General features: G+C 74.2%; 7 protein-coding genes. 1 reads left to right on the top strand and 6 read right to left on the bottom strand.

Translation table 11 applies throughout. The annotated features are described in order from the left end of the window. Positions 1-387: 387 nt before the first annotated feature. Genes ABTZ99_RS36875 through ABTZ99_RS36865 form a run of 3 tightly spaced genes read right to left on the bottom strand, consistent with a single transcriptional unit; the run spans position 388 to position 2,062 of the window. A complete protein-coding gene (locus ABTZ99_RS36875; RefSeq protein ID WP_499617836.1) occupies positions 388-879 on the bottom strand; it encodes a GNAT family N-acetyltransferase in 492 nt (163 codons plus the stop codon). Between the two features lie 13 nt (positions 880-892). Next, positions 893-1,534 (bottom strand): class I SAM-dependent methyltransferase, encoded by a 642-nt coding sequence (locus tag ABTZ99_RS36870; RefSeq protein WP_499617835.1) that lies wholly within the window; start codon positions 1,532-1,534, stop codon positions 893-895. A gap of 36 nt (positions 1,535-1,570) precedes the next feature. Beyond that, positions 1,571-2,062, bottom strand: a complete 492-nt coding sequence (locus ABTZ99_RS36865) for a hypothetical protein (protein ID WP_499617834.1) — start codon at positions 2,060-2,062, stop codon at positions 1,571-1,573. Positions 2,063-2,251: 189 nt separating this feature from the next. On the opposite strand from ABTZ99_RS36865, the gene ABTZ99_RS36860 reads away from it, so the two are divergent. Next, positions 2,252-3,376 carry a chromate transporter gene (locus ABTZ99_RS36860; RefSeq protein ID WP_499617833.1) on the top strand — a complete coding sequence of 375 codons (1,125 nt, stop codon included), beginning with the start codon at positions 2,252-2,254 and terminating at the stop codon, positions 3,374-3,376. 28 nt (positions 3,377-3,404) lie between these two features. Here the strand turns inward: ABTZ99_RS36860 and ABTZ99_RS36855 are convergent, their stop codons facing one another. The 3 genes from ABTZ99_RS36855 to ABTZ99_RS36845 are packed head-to-tail and all read right to left on the bottom strand — an operon-like array spanning position 3,405 to position 23,535. After that, the gene (locus ABTZ99_RS36855; protein ID WP_230568599.1) at positions 3,405-3,596 is read right to left on the bottom strand and encodes an MbtH family protein; all 192 of its coding nucleotides are present in this window, start codon (positions 3,594-3,596) and stop codon (positions 3,405-3,407) included. After that, positions 3,593-4,810, bottom strand: a complete 1,218-nt coding sequence (locus tag ABTZ99_RS36850) for an MFS transporter (RefSeq protein WP_499617832.1) — start codon at positions 4,808-4,810, stop codon at positions 3,593-3,595. The genes ABTZ99_RS36855 and ABTZ99_RS36850 overlap by 4 nt, the downstream gene beginning before the upstream one ends. Then, on the bottom strand, positions 4,807-23,535 hold the full coding sequence (locus tag ABTZ99_RS36845; RefSeq protein WP_499617831.1) for a non-ribosomal peptide synthase/polyketide synthase: 18,729 nt from the start codon (positions 23,533-23,535) through the stop codon (positions 4,807-4,809). The genes ABTZ99_RS36850 and ABTZ99_RS36845 overlap by 4 nt, the downstream gene beginning before the upstream one ends. Between the last annotated feature and the right edge of the window lie 2 nt (positions 23,536-23,537).

Genomic DNA, 23,537 nt, shown 5'->3' with positions numbered 1-23,537 from the left:
AAGCCGGGCAGGCCTGGCGGGAAGAGCGTCCGCCAAGCCTGCCCGGCTTCGACCAGCCTATGGCACCCGAACCCATGTCAAATCGGGCCTAGGTGCGGATGTGCGGGTCCGTTGTGGGTGGGTGGGGTCGGGTGGTCTCGGTGCGGGTGTGCGGGTCCGTTGTGGGCGGGCGGGGTCGGGTGGTCTCGGTGGGCGGGTGGTGGATCACTCGGTTGGGTGAAGAGTGGAACCTGGGACAACCCGAATCGCATGTCTTCCGTTAGCCGGATAAAACGGCGGCCCGGCGGCGGACAGGTGTGGCGAGGGTGGAAGAGGGTGGCGAGGGTGGAAGGGGGGTGGGGAGGGGCGGAGGTGCAGTGTGGTGGTGGGTTGTGGCGGGGGTCGGGGTTAGTGGAGGTTGATCCAGTAGCGCCGGATGACACCGTGGTCGGTGGGGTGGGTGCCGTCGTAGATGCCGCCGTTGCGCTCGATCGTCTTGGCCGACGCGGTGTTGGTGTCTTCGCAGACCAGTAGCACGCGGTGCAGGGTGAGGGAGCGGGCCTCGTCCAGCATGCGGCCCAGGGCCCAGGTGGCCAGGCCCCGTCGGCGCGCGGAGGGGCGGATGCCGTAGCCGATGTGGCCGAAGGTCCGCACGTGGTCGTCAGGGGTGAGCCGGAGTGCGATGCCGCCGAGCACGTGGCCGTCCTCGACGATCCACCGGCACACCGAGCCGGGCCCGTCGGCCATGCGCGCGACCCAGGTGGCGAACCCCGCAGGCGAGTCGACCTCGTCGGACGGGAGCAGGCCGAAGCCGTCCTCGTGGACGCCCGGGCCCCAGTCGTCGCGTGCCGCCAACCAGGCGTCGTGGAGGCGGGTGGTCGGCGCGATCAGGTCCGGCACGGCCCGAGCTTCCTCAAGATCCGGTCCGGGCGATGAGCATTCCGCCCGGGACTTCGTCGTCGGGGCCGATGAGGACCTGCGCCTCGATGGTGAAGCCCGCGTCACGCAGCCAGCCGGCCACTCGCTCGACCGGGCGGCGGTGGACGTGGACGGACATCGGGTGGCCGCCGTAGCCCTCGGTCTTGAGGCGGGCGCGGTCGCCTACGTGGAAGCCGAGCATGACGACGCCGCCCGGCCGCAGCACGCGGTGGAAGTGGGTCAGGACCGCGGGGATCTCGCGGTCCGGGACGTGGATGATCGAGTAGAACGCCAGCACGCCGCCGACGGAGTCGTCGGCCAGGTCGAGGTCGGTCATGGAGCCGACGTGGAAGCGCAGGTCGGGGTGGCGCCGGCCGGCGAGCTCGACCATCCGGGGTGAGAGGTCGACGCCGAACACGTCCAGGCCGAGGCCGTGGAGGTGGGACGTGATCAGGCCCGGTCCGCAGCCGATGTCGGCGACCGGGCCGCCGACCTCGCGGGCGGCCTCGGCGAACATCGCCAGGACGCCCCGCAGCAGCGGGGTCTTCGCCAACGCCTCGCCCGCGATGTCGAGGTAGCTCTCGGCCACCGTGTCGTAGGAAACCCTGGTGTCGGTCAGCCAGTCGTCTGCGCTCACCGCGGTGACGTTAGCGGCGGCGGTTCGGGGGCCGGGTCAGGGGAGGAGCTTGTACGGGGGCTCCAGCCGGGGGTCGCTCCACCGCAGCGCGCCGGCGCAGGGCGCGGAGTCCAGCCGGCGGACGGTCAGGGTGAGCTCGCGCAGCGGCTGCCGCACGTCGATGTCCAGTTCGATGGTGGGGTTCTCGGCGGTCAGCGTCCCGCTCGTGCGGTCGCCGGCGACGACGGTCCACTCCACGCGGCTGTCGGGGCAGTCGGCGTGCTCGTGGACGAGCGTGCCGGTGACGGCCGTGATGTCCTCACGCCCGGGTTCCCACGTCGTGGTGACGGCGCCTCCACCGGACAACGGCCACCGGTAGGACGACGTGTCGGAGCAGTTCTTCATCCCGGCCTCGTCGAAGGCGCACGGGTGGTCGAACGAGTCCTGCGCGGGGACGTCGCCGCCGACGTGGGTCATCGAGACGGGCGCGGCCCAGATCGCCGTCGCGAGGCTCACCCACGCGAACACCACCCAGGCGGCGAACTTCACCCCGCGCCTCCCCACGACCCGCGCCGTGGCCAGTGTCGGGCAGCGGAGCCGGCCGGGGCAAGCGTCACAGGGGGCGGTTTTGCCCGTGGCGGGCGGCTCGGTGAAGATGGCCCCGATGCGAGACGACCTCCACGTCCGGGAGCTGGCTGCGGTGAGTTGCGGTACCTCGGTCGATCGCGTGGCCGCCCCGTGACCGGGGTCGGGTTGGGGACCATCGCCCGCGAGTGGGGGCGGATCGGGTGCGTCGGGTTCGGCGGGCCGCCCGCGCACATCGCGTTGCTGCGGGACCTGTGCGTGACCCGCCGGGGGTGGCTTTCCGATCGCGAGTTCGAGGACGGCATCGCGGTCACCAACCTGTTGCCCGGGCCCGCTTCCACGCAGCTCGCGATCCTGTGCGCGTGGCGGCTGCGCGGCGCGGCGGGCGCGGTGGTCGGCGGGGTCTGCTTCATCGTGCCGGGGTTGGTGTTGATCCTGGCGCTGGCCGTGCTGTTCCTGGCCGACAACGCCCCCGCGTGGGTCACGGGGGCGGCGGCGGGCGCGGGGGCGGCGGTGCCGGCGGTGGCGCTGCACGCGGCGTGGGGCCTGATCCCGGGCAGCTACCGGCGGGTCGGCTCGGCGTCGGCGGCACGGGTGCGCTGGGCGGCGTACCTGGTGGTGGGCGCGGTGGCGGCGGCGGTGACCGGGCCGTGGTTGGTGCTCGTGCTGGTCGCCGCCGGGTTGGTGGAGATCGCGGTGCGGACGCCGCCGGGCCGGGGCGCGAACTGGCCCGTGGTCCTGGCCCTGCCTGCCGCCGGGGGCGGGCTGGGCGCGTTGACGTGGGTGGCGGCCAAGGTCGGCGCGCTGTCGTACGGCGGCGGTTTCGTGATCATCCCGTTGATGCGGCAGGACGCCGTGCACACGTACGGGTGGATGACCGACGCGCAGTTCCTCAACGCGGTGGCGCTCGGGCAGATCACCCCGGGACCGGTCGTGCAGACGGTCGCGGTCGTCGGCTACGCCGCCGCCGGGCTGGGCGGCGGGCTGCTGGCCGCGTTCGTGGCGTTCGCGCCGTCGTTCGTGATGGTCATCGCGGGCGGTCCGAGACTGCAACGGCTGCGGGACGACGACCGGGCTCAGGCGTTCCTCACCGGCGCGGGCGCGGCGGCCATCGGCGCGATCGCGGGCTCCACCGTGCCGCTGGCCTGGTCGCTGCACGAGCCGTGGCAGTTCGTCCTGCTCGGGCTCGCCGTGCTGTGGCTGCTGGCGCTGCGCCGGGGCGTGGTGAGCGCCCTGGTCGCCGCCGGCGTCGTCGGCGCCCTGATCCCGCTGTTCTGAAGCGGGCCGGGGCGCCGACGACCGGACCTCAGTCCATGGCCGCGCGCAACGACGCCGGCCGCATGTCGGTCCACACCTTGTCGACGTGCGCCGAGCACTCGTCCTTGGTGCCCTTGGTGCCCTCGAACCGCCACCCGGCGGGCACGTCGTGGTGCGCGGGCCACAACGAGTACTGGCCCTCGTCGTTGACCAGGACCTGGTACGTGATGTCGTCCCTCATACCTCGTTCTCCTCCTGTGTTCTCGCATACCCGCGCAGTGTCGGGCTGACTGTGACGAAAACCGTGATGACGAAGATGCCCGCCGCGCACACCACTACGGCGGCGCCGGCCGACAGCGCCTCGGTCAGCACGCCGCCGACGAGCGGACCGGCCGCGCCCGCGCCGCCCACGACGACACCCATCACCCCGCTGAGCCGTCCGCGCAGCTCGTCGGGGGTGAGCAGCAGCTGGTGGGTGCTGATCGTGGTGTTGGCGGTCGGCGCGAGGAAGCTCATCAGGGCGAACAGCACCCCGATCAGGTAAGCCGACTCGACCGCCAACGCGCACGGCACCAGCAGGGTCAGCACCCAGAACACCGACGCGATCGACCGGTGCGGCCCGAGCACGCGGTGCAGCCACGGCGCGGCCAGGGCGCCGAGCACGCCGCCGACGCCGAGCATCGCCGCCATCACGCCGATCTCGCCGAACGACGCGCCCCGGTCGCGCACCAGCACGAGGACGACCACGTAGAACGCGGTGAAGAACAGGTTCAGCACCACCGCGCACAGCGCCGTCACCCGGATCTCCCGCCGGCCCCACACCCACCGCAGGCCCTCGCCGATCGACCGCAGCAGGTGCGGGTGCGACCCGACCGGCGCGGACGGCGGCACCCGCAGGAACAGCAGCGCCACGAACGCCACCACGTGCGTGGCCAGGTCCACCAGGAACGGCAGCCAGCGGGTCACCGCGAACAGCGCGCCGCCCAGCGCCGTCCCCGCCATCTGCCCCAACGACGACCGCGCGCTGTTCATCGCCACGGCCGTCGCCAGCTGCGACTCCGGCACGAGCCGCGGCAGGCACGCGTCCTCGGCGGGCTCGAACAACGCCCGGCACACGCCGAGCACCGCGGCGACCGCCATGACGTGCGGGATCGTGACCGCGTCGACCCACATCGCCACCACGAGCCCGCCCAGGGCGACCACCTGGGCGGCCTCGCAGCACAGCATGATCCGGCGGCGGTCCCACCGGTCGACCAGCGCGCCGGCCGGCAGCCCGACCAGCAGCTGCGCGGTGGCGTCCACGGTCAGCACGAGACCGGACAGCACCGGCGACTCGGTCAGGAACAGCACCAGCAGCGGCAGGGCCAGCATCGACGCGCTGAACCCCACCTCGGCCAGCGCCTGACCGCCCCACAGCAGCGTGTAGTTCCGGTTGCGCGCCAGGGACGTCGTCACAGCGCACCCCGGCAGTCCGCGGCGATCGCCCGCAACGCGGCGGCGAAGTCGGCGGCCACCGCGCCGATCTCCGCGCCCGAGTGCGCCGACGGGTGGTAGTACCAGGTGAAGCCCAGCGTCCGGCCCGCCTCGCCGACCACGTCGAGCACGTGGTCGGCGGTGTCGGACGGGTCGTGGTCCGCGCCGACGGAGGGCCGCACGGCCCGGTAGAGGCCGCTCGACCGGTCCGAGCCGCCGTCGAACTGGCCCAGGTAGTTGAACGACACCGCGGGCCGCCCGCCGTCGGGCACCAGGCCGTGCTGCCGCAGCGGCCCGTACCCGAACCCGTTGCCCGGCACGGCCCGCAGCTGCCGCCGCACCGCCTTGACCCGGTCGCGCCAGCTGCCGTCCGGCACCTCCAGCGACACCGGGAACACCGCGGTGAACCAGCCGACGGTCCGCGAGAGGTCCACGTCCAGCACGTCCTCGCGCCCGTGGCCCTCCAGGTCCACCGCGACCCGCGACGATCCCGTCCACCGGGACAACGCCCACGCCAACGCGGCCAGCAGCACGTCGTTGATCCGCGTGCGGTAGGCGGCGGGCGCGCCGCGCAGCAACGCGTCCGTGTCCTCCTCGGACAGCTCCACGGTCACCGCCTCGGGCGGCCCGGACGGCGCCGGGAACGGCGGGAACGACCGGGTCCAGTGCTCGACCTCGTCGGCGAGCCCGCCGCCGAGCACGTGGGCCTCCAGCCGCCGCGACCACTCCTGGTACGAGGTGGTCTTGGCGCCGAGGTCCTCGCCCCGGTAGGCGGTCTCCAGGTCGTCCAGCAGGATCCGCCACGACACCCCGTCGACCACGAGGTGGTGGGCCACCAGCAGCAGCAGCGGTTGGTCGGCCCGGAACAGCACCGCCCGGAACAACGGACCGGTGGCCAGGTCGAACGAGGCGTGGACCTCGTCCGCGACCTCCTCCAGCTCCGCCACCCCGTCCACGACGGTCAGCACGTCCACGTCGCCCACGTCGTCGTTGTGCTGCCGCCACACCCCGTCGACCGAGGTGAACCGCAGCCGCAGCGCGTCGTGGTGCGCCACCAGCACGCCCAACGCCCGCCGCAACGCCGCCACGTCCACCGCCGGGTCCAGCTCCACCAGGTGCGACTGGTTGAAGTGGTGCGGGTTGCGCCGCCCGGACGTCAGGAACCAGTGCTGGATCGGCGTCAGCGGCACGTCGCCCACCACCGGCGCCCGGTCGGCCGACGACGCGACCTCCACCGCGACGTGCGGGGCGAGCGCCGCCACGGTCTGGTGCACGAACAGGTCACGGGTGGCGAACCGGTAGCCGGCCTGCCGCGCCCTCGCCACCACCTGCATGCTCAGGATCGAGTCGCCGCCCAGCGCGAAGAAGTTGTCCTGCGCGCCCACCTTCGGCACGCCGAGCACGTCGGCCCAGACGGCGGCCAGCGCCTCCTCCACCGGCCCGGCCGGCGCGACGTACCCGGCGCCGAGGAGCGCGCCGAAGTCCGGCTCGGGCAGCCTCGCCCGGTCCACCTTGCCGTTGGGGCTGATCGGCAGCGCGTCCACCGGCACGAACACCGACGGCACGAGGTAGTCCGGCAGCGACTCGCCCAGGAACTCCCGGACCTCCTCCACCCGGGACGACCGCGCGGCCTCGCCCACGACGTACGCGACGAGCCGCTTGTGGCCCCGCGCGTCCGCCCTGGCCACGACGACCGCCTCGCGGACGTCCGGGTGCCGCAGCAGGGCCGTCTCGATCTCGCCGAGCTCGATGCGGAACCCGCGGATCTTCACCTGCTCGTCGGCCCGGCCCACGAACTCCAGCACGCCGCGCCCGGTCCACCGCACCACGTCGCCCGTGCGGTACATGCGGGACCCCGCCGGAGAATCGGACTCGGCGGCGTACGGGTTCGCCAGGAACCGCGACGCGGTCAGCCCCGGCCGGTCCAGGTACCCGCGCGCCAACCCGACGCCGGACACGTACAGCTCGCCGGCCACCCCGATCGGAACCGGCCGCAGCTCGCCGTCCAGCACGTGCACGCGCGTGCCGGGGATCGGCCGGCCGATCGGCGGCACGCCGCCGGGCTCCAGCGGCCCGCTCCACGACGTGACCACGGTGGACTCGGTCGGACCGTAGGCGTTGATCATCCGGCGGCCGGGGGCCCACCTGCGCACCAGGTCCGCCGAGCACGCGTCGCCGCCCACCACCAGCGTGCGGAACGTCGGCAGCGGCACGTCCGGCACGGTGGCCAGCGCGACCGGCGGGATCAGCGCGTGGGTCACGCCGAACGTCTGGATCACTTCGGCCAGCTGGTCGCCCAGCAGCGGTCCGGGCGGCGGCACGACCAGCGCCGCGCCGGCGGGCAGGGCCATGCACAGCTCCAGCACCGACGCGTCGAAGCTGGGCGAGGAGAACTCCAGCACCCGGTCGCCCGGCGTGACCTGGAAGTGCTCGATCTCGGCCGCCGCGAACGTGGCCAGGCCGGCGTGCGACACCACCACGCCCTTCGGCCGCCCGGTCGACCCGGACGTGTAGATCACGTACGCCGGGTGCTCCGGCCGCACCGCCACACCGGGGTCGGTGTCGGGCTGACCGGACACGTCGAGCGGACCGTCCAGCACCACCAGCGGCCGGGCGTCGTCGAGCATGAACGCGATCCGCTCGGCCGGGTACTCCGGGTCGACGGGCAGGAACGCGGCGCCGGCCTTGAGCACCGCCAGCTCCGCCACCAGCAGGTCGACCGAGCGGGGCAGCCGCAGCGCGACGATCCGCTCCGGGCCCGCGCCGAGCCCGATCAGGTGGTGCGCCAACCGGTTCGCGCGGGCGTTCAGCTCGGCGTAGGTCACGTCGGCGGCACCCGTCAGCGCCAACGCGTCGGGCGTGCGCGCGACCCGCGCCTCGACCAGCTCCACGAAGCCGGGCCCGTCGACGGCGGGCCCGGTCGAGCCCCACGCCGCCAGCAGCTCCCGCTCGGCCGGCGGCAGCACCGGCAGCGCCCACAGCGGGCGGTCGGGGTCGGCCGCGATGCCGGCCAGCAGCACGCCGAGGTGCTCGACCAGCCGCTCGACCGTGCCCGCGTCGAACAGGTCGGTGTTGTACTCGACCGACCCGTGCAGCCCGCCGTCGGGCGCCTCGGTGAACTCCACCGTCACGTCGAAGCTGCTGCTCACCGTGGGCTGCTCGACGTCCTCCGCGTTGAGCCCGGGGAAGCCCGCCGCCTGCGGCGCGTTCTGCAACGCCACCACGGCCTGGAACAGCGGCGTGCGGCTGGTGTCGCGGTCGGGCCGCACCGCGTCCACGACCCGCTCGAACGGCACGTCCTGGTGCGCGAACGCGTCCAGCACGGTCGCCCGCGTGCGGGCCAGGAACTGCGGGAACGTCGCGGTCGGCTCGACCCGCGCCCGCAGCGTCACCGTGTTGACGAAGAACCCGACCAGGTCCTGCGTCTCCGGCAGGTCGCGACCGGACGCCACCGTGCCGACCGCGAAGTCGTCCTGCCCGGACCACCGGTGGAACAACACCTCGCAGGCGGCCACCAGCGCCATGAACAACGTGCCGTCCACGGCCCGCGCCAGCTCCCGCAGCCGGTCCGCGACCTCCGCCGGCACCGCGAAACCGGTCTGCGCGCCCGCCGTCGTCTGCACGGGCGGCCGCGGCCGGTCCGTCGGCAGCTCCAGGGCGGGCACGCCGGCCAGCTGGTCGCGCCAGTAGTCCAGCTGCGCGTCCAGCGGCCGTGCCCGTTGCCAGGCGGCGAAATCGGCGTACCGGACGGGCAGCGGCGGCAGCTCCTCGCCGCCGTACAGCGCGGCCAGGTCGGACATCAGCACGCCGCCGGACCAGCCGTCGGTGACGATGTGGTGCATCGTCAGCGCCAGCACGTGGTCCTCCGGTCCGCGGCGCACCAGCGCCGGCCGGAACAGCGGCCCCTCGGCCAGGTCGAACGGCTCGGGCGCGGGCATCTCGTCCACCACCGGCAGCGTGACGTCCGCCGGCCGCACCACGGCGACCGGCAGGCCGTCCACCGCCGGGAACGTGGTCCGCAGCGACTCGTGCCGCTCGACCAGCGCCCTCAACGCCCGCTCCAGCCGCGGCACGTCCAGCGCGCCGCGCAGCCGCACGGCCAGCGGCGTCACGTACTCGGTGCCGCCGGGCTGGAACTGGTCCAGGAACCACAACCGCTGCTGCGCGAACGACAGCGGCCCGTCACCGTCCACGCGGGTGATCTCACGGCCGGTCGACGCGGACCCGGACAGCCGGGCCGCCAGCGCCGCCACGGTCGGGTGGTCGAACAGGTCGCGCGGCGAGACGTCGAAGGACGACCGCAGCCGCGACACCACCCGGATGCTGGAGATCGAGTCGCCGCCGAGGGTGAAGAAGTTGTCCTCCGCGCCCACCTCGGCCAGGCCGAGCACGTCGGCCCACACGTCCGCGACCAGCCGCTCGGCCCCGGTGCGCGGCGCGACGAACCCGCCCGCCGCCGACGCCTCCCGCTCCGGCGCGGGCAGCGCGGCCCGGTCCAGCTTGCCGTTGGCGTTGAGCGGCAACCGCTCCAGCGCCACGTAGGCGGTCGGCACCATGTAGTCCGGCAACGACCGCTCGACGTGCTCGCGCAACCCGGCGGCCGCGGCCGTGCCGGCGGGCACGTAGTAGGCGACCAGCCGGTCGTCCCGCACGATCACCGCGACCTGCGCCACGGCCTCGTGCGCGGCCAGCACCGCCTCGATCTCGCCCAGCTCGATGCGGAACCCGCGGATCTTCACCTGCTGGTCCGCGCGCCCGAAGTACTCCAGCCGGCCGTCGACCCACCGGGCCAGGTCGCCGGTGCGGTACATGCGCGTGCCAGGAGGGCCGAACGGGTCGGCGGGGAACCGCTGCGCGGTCAGGCCCGGCCGGTCGAGGTAGCCGCGCGCCACTCCCGGACCGGCCACGAACATCTCGCCGACCACGCCGGGGGCGACGGGCTGCAACTCGTCGTCGAGCACGTAGACGCGCAGGTCGGGGATTGGCACGCCGATCGAGCCGTCCGCGTGCGTCCAGGTGACGTGCACGGTGGTCTCGGTGATCCCGTACATGTTGACCAACGCGCCCGAGCCGCGCCACGCGGACACCTTGCGCAGGTCCAGCGCCTCACCGCCGAAGATCACGTACCGGACGTCGAGGTCGGGCGCTTCCTCCAGCAGCTGGTAGAACGCCGACGGCGTCTGGTTGAGCACGGTCACGCCCTCGTCGGCCACCAGCCGGGCGAAGTCGCGCGGCGACCGCGACACCTCGTACGGCACGACGACGAGCCGGCCGCCGTGCAGGAGCGGTCCCCACAGCTCCCAGACGGAGAAGTCGAAGGCGTAGCTGTGGAACAACGTCCACACGTCGTCGGGTCCGAAGCCGAACCAGTGGTCGGTCTCGGAGAACAACCTGACCACGTTCGAGTGCGGGATCACGACGCCCTTGGGGCGGCCGGTCGAGCCGGACGTGTAGATCACGTACGCGGCGTTGTCCGGTCGCAGCGGGACGTCCGGGGCGTCGGTCGGCAGCCCGGACAGGTCGGGCAGCCCGTCCAGGGTCACCGCCGGCCGGGCGTCGGAGATCATGGACGCGATCCGGTCGGCCGGGTACGACACGTCCAGCGGCAGGTAGGCCGCACCGGACTTCAGCACGCCCAGCACCGCGACCACGAGGTCGAGCGAGCGCGGGAAGCGCAGCGCCACCAGTGATTCCGGGCCCGCGCCGGCCGCGACGAGGTGGTGCGCCAACCGGTTGGACCGCTCGTCCAGCTCCCGGTAGGTCAGGCTCGCGCCGCCGCACGTCACCGCCGGCGCGTCCGGCGTGCGCGCCGCCTGCGCGGCGAACAGCGACGGGATGGTGTCCTCGACCACCGCGCCGGACGACGTGCCGTTCCACGACACCAGCACCTGGTCGCGCTCGTCGTCGGACAGCCACGGCAGCTCGAACACCCGCCGCCGCGGGTCCGCGCCGATCGCGTCGAGCAGCCGGGCCAGCCGGTCGCCGAGCGCGGTGATCGTGCCGGCGTCGAACAGCCGGGGGTCGTAGGTCAGCTCCACGTGCAGGGAGTCGTCCACGTACGCCCGCACGGTCAGCGGGAACGACGTGGTGTCCAGGCTGTCCACCTCGCCGATGCCCGGCGCGCCGTCCGGCGAGTCCTTCTCGACCGGGTAGTTCTCGAACGCGAGCAGGCTGTCGAACAGGCGCGTGCCCGCCCACCCCTGCACCTGCGCGAGCGACACGTGCTCGTGCCGGCGGGACTCGGCCTGCGAGTCCTGCAACCGCCGCAGCCAGGTCACCACGTCGGCGTCGGGCTCCACCGACACCCTGGTCGGCACGGTGTTGATGAACATGCCGACGATCGACTCGACGCCGGGCAGCTCCGCGGGACGGCCGGACACCGTGCTGCCGAACACCACGTCCCGCCGGCCCGAGGTGCGGGCCAGCAGCACCGCCCACGCGCCCTGGACCAGCGTGTTCACCGTGAGGCCGTGCGTGCGGGCGACCGCGTCCAGCCGGTCGGCGGGCAGGTCCAGCACGACCTGCGCGGACGACTCGGCGCGGTGCGCCTCGGTCGGCCGCCGGTCGAACGGCAGGGCGGTGGGCTCCTCGAACCCGGCCAGCACGCCGCGCCAGTACGACTCGACGGCCGACTGGTCGACCTCGGCGAGCCACGCCAGGTAGTCGCGGAACGGCCGCCGCGCCGGGACCGTGCCGCCCGCGTACTCGGTGAGCACCTCGCCGAACACCTGCGCGGTGCTCCAGCCGTCGAGCAGCAGGTGGTGCGAGGTCCACAACAGGTCGATCGCGGTGTCCGACGACCGCCCGACCACCAGCCGCATCAACGGCGCCGCGGTCAGGTCGATGCCCGCCGCCGCGTCGGCCGCGACCACCTCGTCGGTCACGTCGGCGTAGGTCACCGGCACGGTCACGCCGCGCCGCACCACCTGCACCGGCTCGTCCAGCCCTTCCCACACCACCTCGGTGCGCAGGACGGGCGTGCGGTCGACCACGCGTTGCCACGCCTCGGCGAACCGCCGCGGATCGTCCACTCCGGACAGTCGCACGCGCAGCTGGTTCACGTACGCCGTGCCGTCGTCCACCAAGCCGTGGAACAGCATGCCCGCCTGCAACGGGGTCAGCGGGTAGACGTCCTCCACGTCCCGGTCGACGATCCGGTCCACCTGCTCGGCGGTGAGCTTCGCGAGCGGGAAGTCCGACGGCGTGCGGCCCCACGCGTCCGGCCCGGCGCAGTGCGCGACGATCCCGCGCAGCGCGTCGACCATCCGGTCGGCCAGCGCCCGCACCGCGGCCTCGTCGTGCGCCTCGGTGGAGTACTCCCAGTCCAGCACCAGCTCCCCGGACGACACCGCGGCGCTGATGTCGAGCAGGTGCGGGCGCACGGCGTCGTCCGGCACCTCGCGGCCGTGGTCGAGGTCGTCGAGCTCGGCGTCGTACTGGCCCAGGTAGTTGAAGCACACGCGCGGCAGCGGGCCGGTCACGCCCCGGTCCCAGTACTTCAGGGCCTCGTAGCTCAACCCCTTGTCGGGCACGGCGCGCAGCTGCTCCTTCACCGACTTGAGGGCCGCGCCCCAGTCCCCGTCCGGCAGTTCCAGCGCCACCGGGAACTCGGCGGTGAACCAGCCGACCGTGCGGGACAGGTCGACGCCGTCGAACAGCTCCTCCCGGCCGTGGCCCTCCAGCGTCACCAGCGCCCGCCCGGCGAACGCCGAGGCCAGCGCGGTGAGCAGCACGTCGTTGACCTGCGTGCGGTAGGCGTCGGGCACGGTGTGCAGCAGCGCGTCCGTCTCGGCCTTGCCCAGCCGCACCGACACGCTGCGCGCGGTGCCCGCCGAGGTCGGCACGGGCTCCTCCACCGGCACGTCGGCCCAGTGCGGCAGGGCGGCGTCGAACCGGCCCTCGCGCACGTGCCGATCCAGCCGGTGTGCCCACTCGGTGAACGCCGTGCTCTTCGGTCCCAGGTCGCCGCCGTTCAGCGCGGTGCCCAGGTCCTCCAGCAGGATCCGCCACGACACCGCGTCGACCACCAGGTGGTGCGCGGTGACGAACAGCCTGCCGTCGTCGAACAGCACCGCGCGCAGCAGCGGGCCGTGCCGCAGGTCGAGGCCGGTGCGGGCGAGGTGGGCCTCGGCGGCGAGGTCGCCCGAGGCGAGGCGGAACACCTCGGCGGGCTCCACGTCCGCCACCTCCTGCCGCCACTCGCCGTCGACCTGCGTGAACCGCAGCCGCAGCGCGTCGTGGTGGGCGACGACGGCCCGCACGGCGGCACGCACCGCGGCCGGCTCGACGTCGCCGAGCTCCACCACGACCGACATGGTGAAGTGCGCCAACGGCCCCTGCTCGGCGAAGAACCAGCGCTGGACCGGGGTGAGCGGCACGGGCCCGGTGACGGTCTCGTGCGTCGGCCCCGTGTCGTCGGTGACGGCGAGCGCGAGGTCCGCGACGGTCTGCCGGAGGAAGACGTCCTTGGACGTCAGCTTCAGCCCGGCCTGCCGGGCCCGGGACACGACCTGCATGCTCAGGATCGAGTCGCCGCCCAGGGCGAAGAAGTTGTCCCGCGCGCCGACCCGGTCGACGCCGAGCACGTCGGCCCAGATCTCGGCGAGCGTGGCCGCGACACCCGGTGCGGGGGCCACGTACCCGGTCTCGGTGAACGTCGGCGCGGGCAGCGCCCGCCGGTCCACCTTGCCCGCGGGCGTCATCGGCAGCGCGTCCAGCGCCACGAACGCCGACGGGACCAGGTAGTCCGGCAGCCGCTGCTTGAGCCAGCCGGCCAGGTCGGTGGCCGTGCCCGCGGTGTAGGCGACGAGCCGCTGGTGGCCGTTGTGCTCGCGCGCCACCACCGCGGCCTGCGCCACGTCCGGGTGGTGCAGCAGCGCCGCCTCGACCTCGCCCGGCTCGACCCGGAAGCCGCGGATCTTCACCTGGTCGTCGGTGCGGCCCAGGTATTCGAGGGCGGCTTCCGCCCCGTCCCCGGTGGGGACCCACCGCACCTTGTCCCCGGTGCGGTACATCCGCGCGCCGGGCCCGCCGAACGGGTCGGCCAGGAACCGCTGGGCGGTCAGGCCCGGCCGGTCGTGGTAGCCGCGGGCCACCTGCGCACCGCCGAGGTAGAGCTCACCGGGCACGCCGACCGGCACCGGGCGCAGGTCCTCGTCGAGCACGTGGGCGACCAGGTTGAGCAGCGGGCGGCCGATCAGCGCGCGGTCCCCGGTGACGACGGTGGCCACCGAGTCGACCGCCACCTCGGTGGGGCCGTAGTAGTTGTGCGCGGTGGTGCGCGACGTGGCCAGCGTCCGCCACAGCGCGTGCGGCAGCGCCTCGCCGCCGAGCATCACGGTCGCCGGCACGTGGTCGCCGTCGAGCAACCCGGCCGGGATGAGCTGCTGCACGTACGACGGGGTCAGGTCGAGGAAGTCCACGCGGTGCTCGCGGACGTACTCCACCAGGGCGGCCGGTTCGAGCCGGACGTCGTCGGTGATCACGTGCAGCTCGTGGCCCGCCGCCATGAGCAGCGGCCCTTCCCACGACGTGTCGAAGGAGAACACGGCGGTCACCGCGACCCGCGTGGGTTCGGCGGCGAGCACCCGGTGGTGGTCGTGCACCAGGTTGGTCAGCTGCCGGTGCTCGACCACGACGCCCTTGGGCACGCCGGTCGAGCCGGACGTGTAGATCACGTAGGCGGCTTGGTCCGGCCGCACGACCACGTCCGGGCGCGTGGCGGGGTAGCCGGCGAGGTCGGGCGCCTCGTCCAGCACGAGCGCCGGGCGCGCGTCGCGCAGCAGGAAGTCGACCCGGTCGCGCGGCAGGTCCCGGTCCACCGGCAGGTACACCGCGCCCGCCTTGTGCACGGCCAGGATCGCCACCACCGAGTCGGCCGACCGCGGCAGCGACACCGCGACCACCCGCTCCGGACCCGCGCCCGCGGCCAGCAGGTAATGCGCGAGCCGGTTGGCCCGCGCGTCGACCTCGGCGAAGGTCAGGCGGGTGTCGCCGCACACCAGCGCGCCGGCGTCGGGCGTGCGCCGCGCCTGCTCCTCGAACACGGCGGCGAACGTGGTGTCGGGGACGTCGAGCCGCGCGCCGTGCCCGTCGGGCTCGTCGCCGAGCAGCAGCGGCAGCTCGCCCACCGGGCGGTCCGGCGCGGCCGTGACGCCCTCCAGCAGCACCAGCAGGTGCCGCGTCATCCGGTCGACCGTCTCCGCGTCGAACAGGTCGGTGCTGTACTCGACCGCGCCGCGCAGCTCGCCGTCGACCTCGCCGAACTCGACGGTGAGGTCGCACGTCGAGGTCACCAGCGGCAGCTGGAGGTCCTCCACCCGCAGGCCGGGCAGCTCGGGCGCGTCGGCGCCGAAGTTCTGCATCAGCACCATGACGTCGAACAGGGCGTTGCGGCTGGGGTCGCGGTCCGGGCGGACGGCGTCCACCACCCGCTCGAACGGCACGTCCTGGTGCGCGAAACCGTCCCGCACGGTGGCCCGCACGTCGGCCAGGACCTCCGTGAACGACCGCCGCGGGTCCACGGTGGACCGCAGCACGACGGTGTTGACGAACAGGCCGACCACGTCGTCCAGCTCGGCCCGACCGCGACCGGAGACCGCCGTGCCGACCGCGATGTCGTCCTGCCCGGTGTAGCGGGCCAGCAGCACCTTCGTGGCCGCCAGCAGCGCGGTGAACAGGGTGTCGCCGTGCTCGGCCGCCAACGCCTTCACGGCCTTCGCGACCGGCGTGGGCACGGTGAACCCGTGCATCGCGCCGGTGGTGCCGCGCACCGCCGCCCGCGGCCGGTCGGTCGGCAGCTCCAGCGGCTGGACGCCGGCCAGGCGCCCGGCCCAGTGGTCGACCGCGGGCTCGGGCAGCCAGGCCGTGTAGTCCACGTACTGCACGGCGAGCGGCGGCAGCTCCTCGCCCGCGTAGAGCGCGCCGAGGTCGCGGGTCAGCACCCCGGTGGACCAGCCGTCGGTGACGATGTGGTGCAGCGTCAGCACGAGTACGTGGTCCTCGGGCGCCACCCGCACGAGCCGGGTCCGGAACAGCGGCCCCTCGCGCAGGTCGAACGGCGTGCCGACCTCGTCGAGCAGCACCGCCTCCCAGTCGGAGTCCTCGACCGCGAGCGGCACCTGGAACGGCTCGTGCACGAGCTGCACGCCGTCGTCGAACGTCGTGCGCAGCGACTCGTGCCGGGCCACCAGGCCGTCGAGGGCACGCCGCAGCGCGTCCGGGTCGAGCGGTCCGCGCAGGCGCAGCGCGGTGGGCGTGACGTACTCCGTGCTGCCCGCCTCGAACTGGTCCAGGAACCACAACCGCCGCTGCGCGGGCGACTGCGGGTGGACGAGCGGGGGGTGGACGCCATCGCGCGGGATCACCGGGATGGCGTCCACCGCACCCTGACCGGACCCCGCCCCGGAGCTGATGGCGGAGGCGAGGCCGGACACCGTGGGGTGGTCGAACACCGCGCGCGGCGACAGCTGCACGCCGAACGCGGCGCGCAACCGCGAGGTCACGCGGATGCTGAGGATCGAGTCGCCGCCGAGGCGGAAGAAGTCGTCCAGCGCGCCGACCCGGTCCAGCCCGAGCACGTCGGCCATCACGTCGGCCACGACGCGTTCGGCGTCGGTGCGCGGCGCGACGAACCCGCCGGCCAGGTCCGGCTCGGGCAGGGCCTTCCGGTCCACCTTGCCGCTGGGCGTCAGCGGCAGCTCCGCCAGCACGACGACGGCCGACGGCACCAGGTAGTCGGGCAGCGCGCGGGCCAGCGCGTCGCGCGGGTCGGTCTCCGGCGCGCCGGTCACGTACCCGATCAGCCGATTGTCCCGGACGACCACGGCCGACTCCCGCACACCGGCCACGTCCAGCAGCGCCGCCTCGACCTCGCCGGGCTCGATCCGGAAGCCGCGGATCTTGACCTGGTCGTCGGCCCGGCCCAGGTATTCAAGGAGTGCCGGCTGTGTCTCATCGTCGGCTCCGCCGATGGCTAACCACCGCACCCGGTCACCGGTGCGGTACATGCGCGCGCCGGCCGGGCCGAACGGGTCGGCGAGGAACCGCTGGGCGGTCAGGCCCGGTCGGTCCAGGTAGCCGCGCGCCACCTGCGGGCCGCCCAGGTACAGCTCGCCGGGCACGCCCGGCGGCACCGGCCGCAGGTCCGCGTCCAGCACGTACGCCGACAGGTTGGCCAGCGGTCGCCCGATGACCGGGCGGTCGCCGACCACCGGCGTCGCCACCGAGTCGACCGCGACCTCGGTGGGGCCGTACTGGTTGAAGCCCGCCACCGGCGAGGCGGCGATCTCCCGCCACAGCGCCGCGTCCACCGCCTCGCCGCCCAGCATGATCACCCGCAACCCGGACTCCAGCAGCCCGGCCTGCACCAGCTGCCGCGCGTAGGACGGGGTGAGGTCGACGGTGCCGATGCCGTGCTCGGCGACGTACCGGACCAGCGCGGGCGGGTCGAGCCGCAGCTCCTCGTCGATTACGTGCAGCTCGTTGCCCGCCGCGAGGAACAGCAGGCCCTCCCACGACGTGTCGAACGAGAACGTCGCGGTGACCGCGAACCGGGTCGGCTCGCCCATCAGGGCCGCTTCGTTGGCGTAGTACAGGTTCGCCAGTTGCCGGTGCTCGACCACGACGCCCTTGGGCGTGCCCGTCGACCCGGACGTGTAGATCAGGTAGGCGGCCTGCTCGGGGCGCAACGCCACGGCCGGCGGTGCGTCCGGCAGCCCGGCCAGGTCGGGCACGGCGTCCAGCACCAACGCGGGGTCCGCGTCGCGCAGCAGGAAGTCGATCCGCTCGGCGGGCAGCCGCGGGTCGACCGGCAGGTACACCGCGCCCGCCTTGAGCACGGCGAGCACGGCCACCACCAGGTCGGCCGAGCGCGGCAGCACGACCGCGACCGTGCGCTCCGGCCCCGCGCCGCGCGCGAGCAGGTGGTGCGCCAGCCGGTTCACCCGGGCGTCCAGCTCGGCGAACGTGAACGCCGTGCGCGAGCCCGTGCGGTCCTGGAAGACCAGCGCCGTCGCGTCCGGCGTCCGGCGGGCCTGCTCGGCGAACACCTCCGGGTACAGCGCCGCGGGCGTGTCCAGCGCGGTCCGGTTCCACTCCACCAGCACCTGGCGCCGTTCGGCGTCGGTCAGCCAGGGCAGGTCGGCGATCCTGGTGGTCGGGTCGGCCGCGATCGCCCGGACCAGCTCGCGCAGCCACCCGGCCAGCCGTTCGGCGGTGGCGGCGTCGAACAGCTCGGGGTCGTAGGCCAGGTCCAGGGTGAGCCGGTCGGTCAGGGACGCGCTCACCGTCAACGGCACCGTGGTGTTGTCGACCGCGTCGATCTCGACCACGCGCGGCCCGTCGCCGTCCCGTTCGAACGGGTAGTTCTCGAACACCACCACGGAGTCGAACAGCCTCGTCCCGGCCCACTGCTGGATCTCGGCCAACGACGTGTGCTCGAACCGCCGCGACTCGCTCTGCGCCGCCTGCAGCTCGCGCAGCCACGCGCCCACCTCGGCCGCGCCGTCCACGACCGCCCTGGTCGGCACGGTGTTGATCAGCATGCCGACCATGGACTCGACGCCGGCCAGCTCGGCCGGGCGACCGGACACCGTGCTGCCGAACACCACGTCCGCCTCACCGGAGGCACGGGCCAGCAGCAGCGCCCACGCGCCCTGCACCACCGTGTTCACGGTCAGTCCCGCCCGCTGCACGGCGTCGCCCAGGTCCAGCGAGAACCGCACCGCCGCGGACGCCTCCGAGCGGTGCGCCCGCGTGGGCGCGCGGTCGAACGGCAGCGGCGTCGGTCCGTCCACGTCGGACAGCACGGACCGCCAGTGCGCCTCGGCCGCGCCGCGGTCCTGCTCGGCCAGCCAGCGCAGGTAGTCCCGGAACGGCCGCCGCGCGGGCAGCCGGGCGGGCGTGCCGGTGACGATCGCCCGGTACTGCTCCAGCACCTCGCCGAACACCTGACCGGTGCTCCAGCCGTCCAGGATCACGTGGTGCGACGACCAGACCAGCTCGACCCGGTCGTCGCCCGACGGCGTGACCTCGACCCGCAGCAACGGCGCGACGCCCAGGTCGAACGGCGCGTCCACCGGCCCGCCCGGCAGCTCCACGTGCCGGTGGACGACCTGCACCGGCTCGGCCACCCCGTCCCACACCACGCTCGACCGCAGCACGGGCGTGCGGTCCACGACCCGCTGCCACGCCTGGCGCAGCGCGTCGGGGTCGCGCACGCCGTCGAGCACCAGCCGCATCCGGTCGACGTACGCGCCGGGCTCGACCAGGCTGTGGAACACCATGCCCGCCTGCAACGGCGTGAGCGGCAGGATGTCCTCCACGTCCGGCCCGGCCAGCGCGTCGACCTGCTCCTGCGTGAGCCGGGCCAGCGGGAAGTCCGACGGCGTGCGACCGCCGGCGCCGGGCCGCGCGCAGTGCGCCACGATCTCCCGCAGCGCCTCCAGGGTCCGCTCGGCCAGCCGCCGCACGGTCTCCTCGTCGTGCACGTGCTCGGAGTACTGCCAGCTCAGCTCCAGCTCGCCGCGCTCGACCAGCCCGGTCACCTCGATCAGGTGGGTGCGCGGTCGGTCGGCGGCCAGGTCCTCGCCGACCGCGTCGCGCCGGGCCCGGTAGAAACCGCCGTCGGCCACGTCGAACCGGCCGTGGTAGTTGAACGAGACCTGCGGCAGCTTCCCGCCGCCCAACGCCTCGAAGCTCAGCCCCCGGTGCGGCGCCGCGCGCAGCGACTCCTTGACCGACTTGAGCGTGCGGCCCCAGTCGTCGCCGGGCTCCAGCACCACCGGGAACTGCGTGGTGAACCAGCCGATCGTGCGGTTGAGGTCCACGCCCGGCAGCAGCTCCTCGCGGCCGTGGCCCTCCAGCGCGACGCTCACCTCGTCCCGCCCGGTCCACTCGGCCAACGTCCGGCCGAGCGCGCTGAGCAGCACGTCGTTGACCTGCGTCCGGTACACCGGCGGCACGGCGGTCAGCACCGCGTCCGTGGTCGCCCGGTCCAGCCGCACCGACACCACGCGGGTCGACCCGGCCGTGTTCGCGCCGTCGCGGTCGACCGGCAGCGCCTCGGGCTCGGGCAGCGAGTCCCAGTGCTCCCGGGCGTCGTCCAACGCGCCGGACGCCACGTGCTCGGCCAGCCGGTGCGCCCACTGCGTGAACGACGTGCCGACGGGTTCCAGCGGCACGTCCCGGTAGGCCTGCTCCAGGTCGGCGAGCAGGATCCGCCACGACACGCCGTCCATCGCCAGGTGGTGCACGGTCAGCAGCAGCTTCGGCCGTGCGCCGGGGAAGAACACCGCCCGCAGCAACGGTCCCGCGACCAGGTCGAGGCCGCGTTGCGCCTCCCGTGCCGCGGCCTCCACGTCCGCGTCGACCTCGACCCGGAACACGTCGGCCTCGGTGTCCGCGACCTCCTGCGCCCACCGCCCGTCGACCTCGCGGAACCGCAGCCGCAGCGCGTCGTGGTGCCCGACGACGGTCCGCACGGCGGCGCGCAACGCCTCCGCGTCCACCGCCGGCTCCAGCTCGACCAGCAGCGACATGGTGAAGTGCGCCAGCGGCCCGTACTCGGCGAAGAACCACCGCTGGATCGGGGTGAGCGGCGCGGGCCCGGTGAACACCGGTTCCGGCGCGGTCTGCACGGCCTGCGACACGACCAGCGCCAACTCGGCCACGGTCTGGTGCCGGAACACGTCGCGCGAGGTCAGGTGCAGCCCGGCCTGCCGCGCGCGGGACACCAGCTGGATGGACAGGATCGAGTCGCCGCCCACCGCGAAGAAGTTGTCCTCGACGCCGATCCGCTCCGCGCCGAGCACCTCGGCCCAGATCCGGGCCAGCTCGGCCTCCGCCGGGGTGCGCGGCGCGACGAACTCGCCGGCGGCGACCGCCTGCGGCGCGGGCAGCGCGGCCTTGTCCAGCTTGCCGTTGGGCGTCAGCGGCAGCCGGTCGAGCTCGACGAACGCCGACGGCACCTGGTAGTCCGGCAACGACTTCCGCAGGTGCGCGCGCAGGTCGACCGGCGCGGTGGTCACCACGTAGGCGACGAGCCGGGTGTGCCCGTCGTCCTCGCGGGCGACGACGACGGCCTCGGTGACGTCCGGGTGGGTGGAGATGGCGGCCTCCACCTCGCCCGGCTCGACCCGGAACCCGCGGATCTTGACCTGGTCGTCGGTCCGGCCCAGGAACTCCAGGACGTGCCCCCGCGCCTGGTCGTCGGCTCCGCCGACGGGAACCCACCGCACCCGGTCACCGGTGCGGTACATGCGCCCGCCTGGCCCGCCGAACGGGTCGGCCAGGAACCGCTGCGCGGTCAACCCCGGCCGGTCCAGGTAGCCGCGGGCGACCTGGCCGCCCGCGATGAACAACTCGCCCGGCACGCCCACCGGCACGGGCCGCAGGTCGTCGTCCAGCACGTGCGCGGTCACGTTGCCCAGCGGCGTGCCGATGACCGGCCGGTCGCCCGTGACGCGGCACGACACGGCGTCCACCGTGGTCTCGGTGGGGCCGTAGAAGTTGTGCGCCCGCAGCCCGGTGGCCACCAGGTCGCGCCACAGCGCCGAACCCAGCGCCTCGCCGCCGAGCACCAGCACCTTGGGCCCGTCCTCGGCGCTCAGCAGGCCGTCGGCCAGGAGCTGCCGGACGTAGGACGGCGGCAGGTCCAGCAGGTCGATCCGGTGCTCGCGGGCGTACCCGATCAACGCGTGGGCGTCCAGCCGCACGTCGTCGGTGAGCAGGTGCAGCTCGTGGCCGTCGGCCATGAGCAGCACGCCCTCCCACGACGTGTCGAACGAGAACACCGCGCTGAGCGCCACGCGCATCCGGTCGCCGGCGAACGTCTCGCGGTGGTCGTGCAGCAGGTTCACCAGGTGCCGGTGCTCGACCACGACGCCCTTGGGCAGGCCGGTCGAGCCCGAGGTGTAGATGACGTACGCGGCGTTGTCGGGCCGCAGCGGCACGTCCGGCGGGGTGTCCGGCAGGCCGGAGGTGTCGACCGGCGCGTCGATCACCCGCACCGCGCCGGAGTCCTCCAGCAGGTGCGCGTACCGCCCCTCGGGCAGGCCGGGGTCGACCGGCAGGTACACCGCGCCCGCCTTGAGGATGCCCAGGAGCGCGACCACCCAGTCCAGCCCGCGCGGCAGCGCCAGCGCGACGATCTGCTCGGGCTCGACGCCGTCGGCGAGCAGGTGGCGCGCGAGCCGGTTGGCGCGGGCGTCCAGCTCGGCGAACGTGAGCGACTCCCCGTCGCACACCAGCGCGGTGGCCTCCGGCGTGCGGCGGGCCTGTGCCTCGAACAGCGCCGGGAACGTGGTGTCCGGCACCGCCCGCGCCGGCCCGCGGCCGTCCGGCTCGTCACCGAGCAGCATCGACAGCTCGGCCATCGGCCGGTACGGGTCGGCGGTGATCGCGCCCAGCAGGGCGAGCAGGTGCCGGGCCATCCGGTCGACCGTCCCGGCGTCGAACAGGTCGGTGCTGTACTCGACCGCGCCGTGCAGCCCCTCCGGCGTCTCGGTGAACTCGAAGGTCAGGTCGAAGTTCGACCACGCCCGGCCGAGCGGGTGCTCCTCGACGCGCAGGCCTGGTAGGTCCGGCAGGCCGCGGCCCACGTTCTGCAGCACCACCATCACGTCGAACAGCGGCGTGCGGCTGGGGTCGCGTGACGCGCCCACCGCCTCCACCACCCGGTCGAACGGCACGTCGTCGTGCGCGAACGCGTCCAGCGCCGTCCGGTTCGCCTCGGCCAGGAACTCGACGAACGACCGTGAGGTGTCCACAGTGGACCGCAGCACGACGGTGCCGACCAGGAAGCCGACCAGGCCCGCCAGCTCCGGCCGGTCGCGCCCGCTGGTGACCGTGCCGACCGCGACGTCGTCCTGGCCGGTGTAGCGGGCCAGCAGCAGCTGGCAGGCCGCCATCACGGCGGTGAACAGCGTGGTCTCGTGCACCCGGGCCAGTTCCGCCAGGCCGCCCGCCAGCCGGGCGGGCACGGTGAACTCGTGCGTCGCGCCCGCCGACGTGCGCTCCGCCGGCCGCGGCCGGTCGGTCGGCAGGTCCAGCGGCACGGCACCGGCCAGCCGGTCGACCCAGAACCCGGTGTCCACCGGCCGTCCACGCTGCCAGACGGCGTAGTCGGCGTACTGCAACCGGGGCTCGGGCAGGTCCTCGCCCCGGTACAGCGCGCCCAGCTCCTCGACCAGCACGCCGAGCGACCAGCCGTCCACGACGATGTGGTGCGAGGCCAGCAGCAGCACGTGCGAGTCGGCCGACCCGGTCAGCAGGGCGGCCCGGAACAGCGGGCCGCGCCGCAGGTCGAACGGCTCGTCCAGCACCTCGGCCAGGTCGTCGACGGCGACCAGGTCGACCTCGACGTCGTCGTGCACCACCTGCACGGGGCGCCCGTCGACCTGGTCGAACGTGGTGCGCAGCGACTCGTGCCTGCGCACCAGCGCGCGCACCGCGCCGGCCAGCCTCTCCCGGTCCAGCGGACCGGTCAGCCGCAGCGCGGTCGCGCTGGTGTACTCGGTGCCGCCGGGCTGGAAGCGGTCCAGGAACCACAGCCGCTGCTGGCCCGCCGACAGCGGCAGCGGCCGGTCCCGCGGCGCGGGTGGGATCACGTCGACCACCGGCGCGGCCCGGCCGGCGAGCCGAGCGCGGAGCTTCTCGCGGAGGTGCTCCGGCAACGCGGAGATGCGGTCGTTCTTGGACGTGGTCATGA

The organism is Actinosynnema sp. NPDC002837 (genome assembly GCF_040295345.1).
GTDB lineage: Bacteria > Actinomycetota > Actinomycetes > Mycobacteriales > Pseudonocardiaceae > Actinosynnema.
The sequence above is the reverse complement of the archived record's forward strand: the minus strand, read 5'-3'. Positions and strand labels throughout refer to the sequence as shown.

What these genes read in the sequence shown, in the direction of transcription:
- ABTZ99_RS36855 (WP_230568599.1), bottom strand. Translation starts at nt 3,596, where the DNA reads ATGAGGGACGACATCACGTACCAGGTCCTGGTCAACGACGAGGGCCAG.
- ABTZ99_RS36845 (WP_499617831.1), bottom strand. Translation starts at nt 23,535, where the DNA reads ATGACCACGTCCAAGAACGACCGCATCTCCGCGTTGCCGGAGCACCTC.